A 12428-nucleotide genomic window follows, 5' to 3' on the forward strand; every position below is an offset into this window, starting at 1 on the left:
GGTTTCCCCACTCTTTAAACAACGGTTCTATCTTCATGATTACCAAAAAAATTATAACATAGTCCGGTAAGAGTGACAAGTAAAACGCCTTGACGACAAGCCTAGAACAGGGAGAGCTGGTTGCTTTCCGGCAAGCCGCGGAAGCAGCCCATCGAGCCGAGCAGCTCCACGATCGTTTTGCTCGCCTTGGATTTCTGCTGGAAATCCTCAATGGAGAGGAACTCCCCTTGCTCTTTGGCCGCCGCGATGTTCTTCGCCGCGTTCTCGCCGATGCCGGCAAGCGCCGAAAACGGCGGGATCAGGGAGTCGCCGTCCACAATAAACTTCGTGGCGTCGGAGCGGTAAAGGTCGATATTCTTGAAGCGGAAGCCGCGGGCCGTCATCTCCAGCGCCATCTCCAGAATCGGCAGCATGTTTTTCTCCTTCGGCAGAGCCTGGAAGCCTTTTTGCTCAATTTCTTCGATCTTTCGATAAATCGCCTCATATCCCTGGCAGAACAGCTCGATATCGAAATCCTCACCCCGTACCGAGAAGTATGTCGCGTAATATTCGATTGGATGGTACAGCTTGAAATAGGCGGTCCGAACGGCCGAGATAACATAAGCGGCGGCGTGCGCCTTCGGGAACATGTATTGAATCTTCAGACAAGAATCAATGTACCACTGCGGCACCTTGCATTTCTTCATCTCCTCGATCCACTCGGGCGTCAAGCCTTTCCCTTTCCGGACGCTTTCCGTAATTTTAAAGGCCAGCCCCGCGTCCATCCCGGCTTTGTAAATCAGAAACAGCATGATGTCGTCCCGGCAGCCGATAACGGTTTTAATGTTGCATGTCCCGTTTTTGATCAGTTCCTGCGCGTTTCCCAGCCATACTCCGGTACCGTGGGAAAGGCCGGAAATCTGCAGCAGGTCGGCAAAACTGGAAGGCTGGGATTCCACCAACATCTGGCGCACGAACTTCGTCCCCATCTCAGGAACCCCGTAGGTGGCTACCGGCGTACGGATTTGCTCGGGAGTCACTCCGAGCGCTTCCGTGGAGTTAAACATGCTCATGACCTTCGGATCGTTCATCGGAATCGTCGTCGGGTCGACGCCGGTTAAATCCTGCAGCATCCGCATCATCGTCGGATCATCGTGTCCGAGAATATCGAGCTTGAGCAGGTTGGCATCGAAGGCATGGTAGTCGAAATGCGTCGTCATCCACTCCGAGCCCGTATCGTCGGCCGGGTATTGAACCGGAGTGATGTCTTCCACTTCGATATAATCGGGAACGACGACGATCCCCCCGGGGTGCTGGCCGGTGCTGCGTTTGACCCCGGTACATCCCGCCGCCAAGCGGTTCAACTCGGCGCCGCGCCAATGCTTGTGGTGCTCCTCCTCGTATTTCTTGGCGAAGCCGAAGGCCGTCTTCTCGGCGACAGTACCGATCGTTCCGGCCCGAAACACGCTCTTTTCGCCAAAGAGGACCTTCGTGTAGTTATGGGCATGCGGCTGGTATTCCCCGGAGAAGTTAAGATCGATATCGGGAACTTTATCGCCCTTAAACCCGAGGAACGTTTCGAAGGGGATGTCCTGGCCTTCGCCCTTCAGCTTCTGGCCGCATTTCGGGCAGTCCTTGTCCGGCAGGTCAAAACCGCTCGGCACGCTGCCGTCGAGGAACCATTCGCTGTACTTGCATTGGGAGTTCTGGCAAATATAATGGGCCGGAAGCGGATTAACCTCCGAGATGCCCAGGAAGGTCGCCACGACCGAGGAGCCTACCGAGCCCCGCGAACCTACGAGATATCCGTCCTGATTGGATTTCTTGACCAACCGCTCGGAGATCAAATAGTTCGCCGAGAAGCCGTACTTGATGATCGGCTCCAGCTCTTTTTCCAGACGCTTGACGACCACCTCGGGCAGGTCTTCCCCGTAGATTGACCGGGCCGTCGAATAGCAGGTGTTGCGGATTTCTTCATCCGCCCCTTCGATGATCGGCGTGTACAGCTTGTCCGGGAACAGTTCCAGCTCCTCGAAGGTATCGGCCAGGCCGGAAGTATTTTTGACCACGACTTCAAAAGCCTTCTCCTTGCCCAAAAATTCAAACTCCTCCAGCATTTCGTCCGTGGTCCGGAAATGAGCGTCCGGCTTGCGGATATCCTTCAGCGGGCTGAAACCCGTAATGCCGTGGATGGTGATGTCCCGGTAAATCTTGTCCCGCGGCTCCAAATAATGCACATTCCCGGTAGCCACAACCGGCTTGCCCAATCTCTCTCCGATTTCCACGACTTTGCGAATCGCGGTCTTCACTTCCTCAACGCTGCCGACAAGCCCCTTGTCCACCAGATGCATATACATGGTGAGCGGCTGGATCTCCAGGACATCGTAAAACTCCGCGATGCCTTCGGCCTCCTCCACCGACTTGTTAAGTACGGCCTCGAAAAACTCGCCCTTCTCACAACCGGAAATGATCAGAAGCCCTTCCCTCATCTCCGAAAGTTTGGATTTCGGGATGCACGGAACCCGTTTGAAGTATTCCGTATGGGACATCGAGATCAGCTTGAACAGATTTTTCTTGCCGACCATATTCAGCGCATAAATTCCGCAGTGAAACGGCCGGGCGTTGGACAAATCCTTGCCCACCTTATCGTTTAAGCGCTCAAGGGAGGTAATGCCTTCGATTTTGGCCGCGTCATCCAGCAGTCCGTTCAAAATCTCGCCGAGCGCCACGGTATCGTCGATCGCGCGGTGGTGATTTTCCAGCGAAACTTTATATTTGGCGGCGAGCGTGTTCAACCGGTGGTTTTTTAAGGTCGGAAACAGCATCCGGGCCAGTTCCAGCGTATCGAGCACCGGGTTCTCCAGCATAGGCATACCGAGTTCCTTCAGCTTGGCATTGACGAAGTCCACGTCAAACCGGGCGTTGTGGGCCACCAGTATCGCATCGCCCGCAAACTCAACGAACCGCTTCAGAACCGGCTCCACATCGGGCGCATCCTGTACCATTTCGTCCGTGATGCTGGTCAATTGCTGAATGTTGTACGGAATTCGCTCGTGCGGATTTACGAACGTAGCGTAGCGGTCGATCTCCTTGCCCTCTTTCATCTTGACCGCCGCCACCTCGATGATCTTGTTCTGCGTTACCGAAAGGCCGGTGGTCTCGATATCGAAGACGATAAAGGTCGCCGTCTCCAGATCGACCGGACGCGGATTCAGGACGACCGCGACGTTATCGTTCACCACATTCGCTTCCACGCCGTAAATCATTTTGATGCCGTTCTTTTTGGCCGCCTTGGCCGCATCGGGGTAACTTTGAACCCCTCCGTGGTCCGTGACGGCTATCGCTTTATGTCCCCATTTTGCCGCCGTTTTGACGTAGTCGCCGATCGAGGTCACCGCGTCCATCGTACTCATCGTGGTGTGCAGATGGAATTCGACGCGTTTCTCCTCGGCGTTATCCTTCCGGGATGGCGGGGCGGATATTTCGCACAGATCGGAAGGGATCATTACCAACTCGGGAATCTGCATAAACCGATCATACTCCACCTTGCCCCGGGCTTTGACCCACTTTCCGTTGGCCAGTTGCCCCATGACCTTCAAGTCCTCTTTGTTCTTTGCGAACATTTTCATTTGCAGGGAATCGGTAAAATCCGTCAAGTAGAACGTAAACAGGGTGTTCCCGTTGCGCAGCTCCTTCCGGTCCAGACCGAAAATGGTTCCCTGAATCGTAATTTTCTTCTCTTCATCCTTGATCTCCTGAATCGGTACGGCCGGCTCCTTGATGTCATAACCGACCTGCAGCTTGATGATCTCGCCTTCGACCTCCTCAGGCGGCGCCTCCACGGGGATGCTTTCCATCAATTTGTTGATGACTTCCCGCTCTTCCTCAACGATCCGCTGCTGGAACTCCTCAAACGCTTCGCTGCTGCTCTCGCCGGACAGCAGCTTCACTCTGAGCGCCAAACCGAAGTAAGTGTCGTAAAAGGCGGGAATCGCCTTATCGATGTTTTTTTTGCGAGCCAGTTCCAAAGAGGTGGCATCGCTGAAGGTAACCGTCACCAGATCGCCGTCCACTTCATAGCTCGCCCGGGCCATCCAGCCGTTAACGGACGGCACCTCCCGCTGCACCCATTCGATGAACAGCTTCCAATATTCCTGCACAATGGCCGCTCCGGCTACTTCGTTCTCATACTGAAACAAAAAAGAAATGTCCGCGATGTGGCCCATCCGTTCCTTGATCCGTAAGCAGAACATCCGGTAGATCTGCGCCGGAACCAGGGTCGATTTGCGAAGCGAGATCTTCCACTCCTTATTCGTCCGGCTGACTTCGACGCGGTCGATAACCCCGTCGAGGAAATAAGGATCCACCACGGAAGCCGGGACCTCCGCCTGCTTCATCAATAACTCGAGCCTCGTTCTTTTCCCCTCGGCATTTGCGTCGGACATGCTTTCCCCTCCCCCGCATTGATATGACGCTAGAAACACGTCTACCCGACATACCTTCAAACAAACAAAGCCCCCGGCGATCGCCGGCGGGGAACCCCCGTTCCCCGTCGGCAGTTTCCTGCCGGAAGCCTGCACCATTCATGTTCCGATATAACTAATAGGCTCTGGCAAAAACGACGGTATGACGAGCTTCTTCTCCGCACACCAGGCAAGTAGTTTTTGTAACCTCGGGATGGAACGGGATGTTCCGGCTGGTCGCGCCCGTCTCGTCTTTAACATGGCGTTCGCAAGCCTCCGATCCGCACCATCCGGCGAGGGTAAAGCCGCGTTTCTCCTCGATGCTGGCTTTCATTTCGTCCAGCGTATCGACGGAGTAGAAATGCTCCTCCCGGAAGGCTTTGGCGCGCTCATACATTTCGTTGTGCACCTGATCGAGCATCGCTTTGACTTCCTCCACCAGATTCTCTTGGGCAATGACTTTCTTCTCACCGCTGATTCGGGAGACAAGCACGCAAACCCCGTTCTCCATATCGCGCGGACCGATCTCCAGACGGACCGGAACGCCCCGCATTTCATACTCGTTAAATTTCCAGCCCGGACGAACGTCCGCCCGGTCATCCATACCGACGCGAACGCCGGCCTTCTTCAGTTCGGCGAACAACTCGTCCGCCCGTCCCACAACAGCGTCACGGGTTTTTGGCGGGCCGATCGGGATAATCATGACCTGCTTTGGAGCCACCTTCGGCGGCAACGCCAAACCGCGGTCGTCTCCGTGCACCATAATAAGCGATCCGATCAAACGCGTGCTAACGCCCCACGATGTGGTATGGACGTACTCGCGTACGTTGTCGCGATTTAAGTATTGAATATCGAAGGCTTTGGCAAAGTTGGTGCCGAGATAATGCGACGTCCCCGCCTGAACGGCCCGTCCGTCCTTCATCATCGCTTCGATGGAGTAGGTGTCCACGGCCCCGGCAAATTTCTCGGAAGGCGTCTTCTGACCGACGATGACCGGAATCGCCAAATAATTTTCGACGAAATCGCGGTAAATTTCCAGCATCCGCATCGTCTCTTCGCGCGCTTCCTGCTCGTTCTCATGAGCCGTGTGCCCTTCCTGCCAGAGGAATTCGCTGGTCCGAAGGAACGGCAGCGTGCGTTTTTCCCAGCGAACGACATTCGCCCATTGGTTGATCAGCACCGGAAGATCCCGATAGGATTGAATCCACTTCTCGTACATATGGCCGATCATCGTCTCCGAAGTCGGACGGATCGCCAGGCGCTCCTCCAGTTTCTCGCCGGCGGCTTCGGTTACCCAAGGAAGCTCCGGATTAAAACCTTCCACATGCTCTTTTTCCTTTTGGAAAAAGCTCTCGGGAATAAAGAGCGGGAAGTATGCGTTGCGATGCCCCGTCTCCTTGAAGCGACGGTCAAGTTCCGCCTGGATATGTTCCCAGATCTCATAGCCGTCCGGCTTGAATACGATGCAGCCGCGAACCGGCGAATAATCCATCAGGTCCGCTTTTTTGATCACATCGATATACCAGCGGGAAAAATCCTCCCCCTGCGGGGTTATTTCCGTTACGAATTGTTTCTCCTCGTTTGCCATTAAACCATTAGCCTCCCGTTTATTAACCTATCAAACGCAATATATCATTATAAGTGACCGCAATCATCAGCAGAAACAGCATCGCAAACCCGATGAAGTGCACGAGCCCCTCGCGGTTCGGATCAACCGGTCTGCCGCGCAGCGCCTCCACTCCAAGGAAGATAAGTCTGCTTCCGTCCAGAGCGGGAATCGGCAACAGATTAAAAATCCCCAGATACAGACTGAGTATCCCGGCCCATTGGGTCAGCTTTACGATTCCCTGCTTTGCGATCTGCCCCGTCACCTCAAAGGTGCGTACAGGGCCGCCGAGATCGTCCATGGAAAACTTTTGGATCAACTGTTGAAAGCCAAGGAAGATCATTTGGGTGGTGTCGACCATTTTTTGGCCGGCCACGGTAAAGGTTTCCCCGAAGGAAGCGCTCCTTGAAGGGAAATACGTGACGATCGTGCTGCCGACCTTGCCCCCCTTCTCGTTCTCCACGGAACGAGGCGTGAGCGTGATGTCCAGCGTCTCTTCCCCGCGCTTCACCGTCCACACCATCGGCCGATCTTGCGCGGCTTGGATCCTCTCGATCAAACCGTTGGCATCGGTGCCCACCGGCTTGCCGTCCACCGCCTGGATAATGTCCCCCGGCTTCACGCCGGCTTCATCCGCGGGCATCCCTTTCATGACATCCCCGACCTCCAGATGCGTCGGTTCCGTCAGCGGAATTCCCGCCATCTGCGTATGCAGGGCGAACAGGACAAAGGCGAGAATAAAGTTCATCAAAGGCCCGGCAAAAATGGAGAGCGCCCGTTGACCGACCGTTTTGCTGCCGTATTGGCGGTCCCTTGGGGCAATTTGGGTCTCTTTCCCCTTGGCTACCAGCATCGCTTGGCGATGTACCCGGTACTCCTGCACATCTCCGTCCACATCCAGTTTGATCAGCAGCCGGTCTTCCAGGTCTACTTCACTAACCTCGCCGCGGATGACGTCTTTCCGGCTGTCTAAACGATCCAGATAAATCTTGCGGACTTCATCTCCGGACAGCCGCAGTGCTACGGTTTGTCCATTCGTAATTTGCACCAGTTCGGGATCTTCGCCGGCCATCCGCGCGTAACCGCCAAAAGGCAGCAGCCGGAGCGTAAATTGCGTCTCGTTTCTTCGGTAAGAGAAAAGCTTTGGTCCAAAGCCGATCGCGAATTCCCTCACCAAAATCCCGGCGCGTTTGGCAAAATAGTAATGTCCCCATTCATGCACCGTCACAATGACAAAGAACATGAGAACCGTCATAAAAATGATCTTAAGCAATTCCAATCGTAAGCATCCTCCTTTGGCCACGGATCGTCCAACATTCCTTCAGATTATCATTATTCTCCGATTAGGCACAAGAGAATACCGGGACGGAACTTTTCCACACCCACCGGATCGGAACGAAAGGTCTGCAACTTATCCATCAAACCGATCTTGCGATTTCCCGTGCCCACCGGTCGGCTTCCTTGATGGCCTCCAGACCCGGTTCGGCCTGGACCTCATGTCTGGAAAGAACCGTTTCAATAATATGTTCAATCTGCAGAAAAGGAATCTCCCTGTTTAAAAAGCGGGCAACCGCTACCTCATTGGCCGCGTTGTATACACTTGTCGCCGTGCCTCCTATTTTACCACATTCATAGGCCAGCCTTAAACAAGGGTAACGCTCGAAATCCATTTCGCGAAAATGAAGCTTGCCGACCTCGGCCAAGGACAAGCGTTTTGCTTCGGAGATCCAACGATCCGGGTAGGTCAGCGCGTACTGAATCGGCACCCTCATGTCCGGCGTTCCCAGTTGGGCGATCACGCTGCCGTCACGATATTCAACGAAAGAGTGGACGATGCTTTCCGGGTGCAGCAGAACCCCGATCCGCTTGAAATCCATCCCGAACAGCCAGCGGGCTTCGATCACTTCCAGTCCTTTGTTGACCATCGTGGCGGAATCAATCGTCACTTTGGCTCCCATCGACCAGTTCGGGTGCTTCAGAGCATCCTCTACCGTGACATGGCGCAATTGGTCGCGGTTCAAATCCCGAAAGGAACCGCCGGACGCCGTCAATGTAATCCGTTCTGCATCTTCCGCACGCTCACCGTTCAAGCATTGAAAAATGGCCGAATGTTCACTGTCCACCGGCAGCAGCGATACCCCTTTTTTTCGGGCCAAATCAGTTACGAGATGCCCTGCGGTTACAAGGGTTTCCTTATTGGCCAGAGCGATATGCTTGCCTTCGGAAATTGCAGCCAGCGTCGGGCGCAACCCCGCGCTTCCGACAATCGCCGTTACGACCGTATCGGCATCCGTTCCGGCCGCGACTTCCACCAGCCCTTCTTCCCCATGAAAAAGCTGAACCTCGGAAGGAATCGACGAACGCACTTTATCGGCGATTTCCCGGTTTGCGACCGAGGCTTTTTTCGGGCGAAAAGCACGGACCTGTTCCACAAACAACTCCGCATTGCTCCCTGCGGCCAAGCCCTCTACCTCAAACTGATCCTGATGCTGCCTTACGACATCCAGCGTCTGCGTTCCAATTGATCCGGTGGAACCGATCACCGTAATCTTCTTCATCCCGTTACCCCCATGCTCATTTAATTTAGTACATCGGAAGCAAGCCTAGAATATGTACGAAGGGAAAAACCGCAATCCAGCTGTCGCACCGATCCAAAATGCCTCCATGGCCGGGCAGCAACGTCCCTGAATCCTTAATCCCGTACACCCGTTTATAAGCGGACTGAATCAAGTCCCCCATTTGACCGACTACCGCTGCGGAACCTCCCAGCAGCAAAGCTCGTCCGACCGGAAGTAACCCCCCGGAGAACAAGGCGAACAGAGCCGCGACAATAACCGCCAGCAGTACGCCGCCCACCGCTCCCTCCACCGTTTTGTTGGGGCTGATCGCCGGCCAGAGCTTCGTTTTGCCAAACCGCCGTCCGGTGAAATAAGCCCCCGCGTCACTGCTCCAGATCGCGGCAAGCATCAGAATGGTCCAGAACAACCCATGCCCGTCCGGCGTGCTGCGAGTTGCCGCCAAATAAGCAAATCCCAACCCGATATAAACCGTTCCCAGGAACATAAGGGCGATTTGCCCGATAGGAATATCGTTCTTGGATACTACGGTAACTACAAAAAACAGCAGCATGAGCAGCCAGAAGAATCCCATCATGCCAAGCGGATTTGTCAGTTGGAGCAAGCTCCAGGGGAAAACGGCATACAGCACGCCCGCATACCCGATGACCGCGGTTCCTCCGAATGCCGGCAATCCGATCATCCGCACGAACTCGTAAAACCCGATCAGCGCCATCATCACGACGAGAGCGTGGTATTCGAGTCCTCCCCACAAGCATATGCCCAAAAATCCGCCCCCGGCAATCAAGCCGGTAATCAACCGTTGTCTCAACTGTCTACACCTTCCATCCGTCAGGATAATCCGCCGTATCGCCGGGTGCGTCTTTGGTACTCCGCCACTGCGGCAAACAACTGTTCACGGCCAAATTCCGGCCAGTACAGATCTGTAAACCACAGCTCACTGTATGCCGTCTGCCATAACATGAAATTACTTAGCCGAAGTTCGCCCCCAGTGCGAATAAGCAAATCGGGATCCGGCAGATCCCCGGTCAAGAGTCCCGAGCCGATCATGTCCTGCGTGATGTCCTCCGGCTTGATGCTGCCGTTCTGGACACGGACGGCAATCTCCTTGACGCATTCGGTGATTTCGCGGTGGCTTCCGTAATTGAGCGCAAAATTCAAGATAAGTCCGGTATTATTTTTGGTTCGCTCAATCGCTTCCTCCATCGCCGCGACCGTATGGTCGGGAAGTTCATTCGGGTGCCCCATCATGCGGACCTGGACATTCTTCTCGATCAATTCCTCCAGTTCGATAGCCAAAAACTCTTGGGGCAGCGACATCAGAAAATCAACTTCATCCTTCGGCCGTTTCCAGTTCTCGGTCGAGAAGGCGTAGAGCGTCAACACGGAGATCCCGAGCTCATCCGCCGCAATCGTGGCCCGCTTGACCGCCTTCATCCCGTTCCGATGACCGACGATGCGAGGCAACCCCAGCTTGCGCGCCCAGCGGCCGTTGCCGTCCATAATAATGGCGACATGCTTCGGGATATTGTCCCCGGACGGAGCCTCGATTGCGGGACGACTGCCTTTTTTCCGCCAGGACTCAAATAACTTGATCATTGCTTTTCCTCCAGCTGGTGATGAAAAAGAGACAAAACCCCACCGTAAAAGGAGGGGCCGATTATCGTCTCTTAAACTTCCATAATCTCTTTCTCTTTCGCAGCAAGCACTTTGTCCACTTCCGCGATAAATTTGTCGGTGGTCTTCTGAATGTCTTCCTGGTGTCTGCGCGACTCGTCCTCAGAGATGTCGGTTTTCTCCAACTTCTTGATATCGTCGTTCGCGTCCCGACGAATGTTCCGGATGGCCACCTTCGCTTCTTCTCCGAACTTCTTCGTCAATTTGACAAGCTCCACGCGGCGTTCCTCCGTTAAAGCCGGGATGCTTAAACGGATCGATGTCCCGTCGTTGGCCGGCGTCAGACCCAAATCGGATTTCTGAATCGCGCGTTCGATGTCGGCGAGGGAGGATTTATCCCATGGCTGAATCATCAGGGTACGCGAATCCGGCGTATTAATGTTGGCAAGCTGGTTAATCGGAGTCGGCGATCCGTAGTAATCCACCTGAATGCGGTCGAGCAAGGAAGGCGTCGCTCTTCCCGCCCGCAGGGTCGCGAGGTCCCGTTTAAGTGCCTGAATCGCTTTATCCATGCGTTCTTCGGCATGACTTTTGATACTTTGCGGCATTTAATCTACACTCCCCTTGACGATCGTCCCGATCTTCTCTCCCAGGACGACTCGCTTGATATTTCCTTGTTCCGTAATCGCAAACACGATCAGCGGAATATTATTATCCATACACAGCGAGGAAGCTGTTGAGTCCATAACACCCAGGTTTTTATTCAACACTTCCAGATAAGTAAGGGTTTCGTACTTCTCGGCATTCGGATCGACAAACGGATCCGCGGAATATACGCCATCGACCTTATTCTTCGCCATCAGAATCACTTCGGCTTCGATCTCCGCTGCGCGAAGAGCGGCGGTCGTGTCGGTGGAGAAGAAGGGGTTCCCCGTACCGGCGGCAAAAATAACGACTCTGCCTTTTTCCAGATGGCGGATCGCGCGGCGGCGAATATACGGCTCGGCGATTTGCTGCATGGCGATGGAGGTTTGCACTCGTGTCGGAACCTCGATTTGTTCAAGCGCATCCTGCAAGGCCAGCGAATTCATCACGGTAGCCAACATTCCCATATAGTCTGCCGTCGCGCGGTCAATGCCCTTCGCGCTGCCCGCAATCCCCCGCCAAATATTGCCTCCACCGCAAACGATCGCAACCTGAACACCGAGCTGGGTTACTTCCTTTACCTGCTGAGCAATGGACGAAATCGTTTCGGCATCGATGCCGTATCCGTTTTGTCCGGCAAGCGATTCACCGCTAACCTTCAAGACAACTCGTTTAAAAACTGGCTGTTCCAAATGTATACCTCCACTATAGACCCCCTATGTACAACCGGGTAAAGGGTGTCAGGTTAAAAAAGAAGGAACACGGCGTGTTCCAACTCTTCAAACGTGCATGCAATCCATGACGTTTTATAATATTTACTTTATTGTCTTACTTGAGACATAACTTCCTCAACGAAGTTGTCCACTTTCTTCTCCAAGCCTTCGCCCAGTTCATAGCGAACAAAGCGGCGGATGGTGATATTCTCGCCGATCGCGCTGATCTTCTCGTTTACGAGCGCGGCGATCGTCTTGTCCGGATCCTTCACGAAAGCTTGCTCAAGCAAGCAGAATTCCTCGTAGTACTTGCCGATCCGGCCTTCGACCATCTTGTCGACGATTTTCTCGGGTTTTCCTTCGTTAAGGGCCTGTGCTCTCAAAATTTCCTTTTCTTTCTCGATGTCGTCCTGAGGCACTTCTTCGCGGCGAACGTAACGAGGGCTCATGGCCGCGATGTGCATCGCGATGTCGCGGGCAAATTCCTTGAATTGATCCGTTTTCGCAACAAAGTCGGTTTCACAGTTGATTTCCACCAACACGCCGATCCGGCCGCCGGCATGAATGTAGGACTCAACAACGCCTTCCGTAGCGATTCGGCCGGCTTTGTTTGCCGCAGCAGCCAAACCTTTCTCACGCAGAAGTTCCGTTGCTTTCGTCAAATCACCGTTTGCTTCTTCGAGTGCTTTTTTGCAATCCAGCATGCCCGCACCTGTTTTTTCACGCAGTTCTTTTACAGATTTTGCATCAACAGCCATGTTTATATAACCTCCACATATTAAATGATGGGACTCTTTTCATCTTAAAAAAAGGGCAGTGAGAGGTTTGA

General features: G+C 54.0%; 9 protein-coding genes. All 9 read right to left on the bottom strand.

Going from position 1 to position 12428, the window contains the following annotated elements; translation table 11 throughout:
- Nucleotides 1-101 precede the first annotated feature (101 nt).
- Nucleotides 102-4424, bottom strand: coding sequence for a PolC-type DNA polymerase III (locus tag LBW89_RS14235; RefSeq protein WP_225039400.1), 4323 nt, complete (start codon nt 4422-4424; stop codon nt 102-104).
- A 154-nt stretch (nt 4425-4578) separates the two neighbouring features.
- Nucleotides 4579-6030: a proline--tRNA ligase gene (gene proS, locus LBW89_RS14240; protein WP_213504806.1), complete on the bottom strand. Its 1452-nt coding sequence runs from the start codon at nt 6028-6030 to the stop codon at nt 4579-4581.
- A 22-nt stretch (nt 6031-6052) separates the two neighbouring features.
- Complete coding sequence (rseP, locus tag LBW89_RS14245) at nt 6053-7327, bottom strand: RIP metalloprotease RseP (RefSeq protein ID WP_225039401.1); 1275 nt, start codon at nt 7325-7327, stop codon at nt 6053-6055.
- Between the two features lie 139 nt (nt 7328-7466).
- Nucleotides 7467-8606, bottom strand: a complete 1140-nt coding sequence (locus tag LBW89_RS14250; RefSeq protein ID WP_225039402.1) for a 1-deoxy-D-xylulose-5-phosphate reductoisomerase — start codon at nt 8604-8606, stop codon at nt 7467-7469.
- Between the two features lie 25 nt (nt 8607-8631).
- Nucleotides 8632-9435, bottom strand: a complete 804-nt coding sequence (locus tag LBW89_RS14255; RefSeq protein WP_225039403.1) for a phosphatidate cytidylyltransferase — start codon at nt 9433-9435, stop codon at nt 8632-8634.
- 20 nt (nt 9436-9455) lie between these two features.
- Nucleotides 9456-10223 carry an isoprenyl transferase gene (locus tag LBW89_RS14260; protein WP_225039404.1) on the bottom strand — a complete coding sequence of 256 codons (768 nt, stop codon included), beginning with the start codon at nt 10221-10223 and terminating at the stop codon, nt 9456-9458.
- A gap of 71 nt (nt 10224-10294) precedes the next feature.
- A complete protein-coding gene (gene frr / locus LBW89_RS14265) occupies nt 10295-10849 on the bottom strand; it encodes a ribosome recycling factor (protein ID WP_148449808.1) in 555 nt (184 codons plus the stop codon).
- Nucleotides 10850-11578, bottom strand: a complete 729-nt coding sequence (gene pyrH / locus LBW89_RS14270; RefSeq protein WP_148449809.1) for a UMP kinase — start codon at nt 11576-11578, stop codon at nt 10850-10852. It lies immediately after the preceding gene.
- A gap of 128 nt (nt 11579-11706) precedes the next feature.
- A complete protein-coding gene (gene tsf, locus LBW89_RS14275) occupies nt 11707-12357 on the bottom strand; it encodes a translation elongation factor Ts (RefSeq protein ID WP_213504810.1) in 651 nt (216 codons plus the stop codon).
- Nucleotides 12358-12428: the final 71 nt, after the last annotated feature.

Origin of the sequence: Paenibacillus sp. alder61, from assembly GCF_020179875.1 — a bacterium.
Taxonomy (GTDB): Bacteria; Bacillota; Bacilli; order Paenibacillales; family Paenibacillaceae; genus Fontibacillus; species Fontibacillus faecis.

Coding starts and splice junctions, on each gene's coding strand:
- LBW89_RS14260 (WP_225039404.1), bottom strand. CDS start 10,223: ATGATCAAGTTATTTGAGTCCTGGCGGAAAAAAGGCAGTCGTCCCGCA.
- proS (WP_213504806.1), bottom strand. CDS start 6,030: ATGGCAAACGAGGAGAAACAATTCGTAACGGAAATAACCCCGCAGGGG.
- LBW89_RS14235 (WP_225039400.1), bottom strand. CDS start 4,424: ATGTCCGACGCAAATGCCGAGGGGAAAAGAACGAGGCTCGAGTTATTG.
- tsf (WP_213504810.1), bottom strand. CDS start 12,357: ATGGCTGTTGATGCAAAATCTGTAAAAGAACTGCGTGAAAAAACAGGT.
- LBW89_RS14250 (WP_225039402.1), bottom strand. CDS start 8,606: ATGAAGAAGATTACGGTGATCGGTTCCACCGGATCAATTGGAACGCAG.
- frr (WP_148449808.1), bottom strand. CDS start 10,849: ATGCCGCAAAGTATCAAAAGTCATGCCGAAGAACGCATGGATAAAGCG.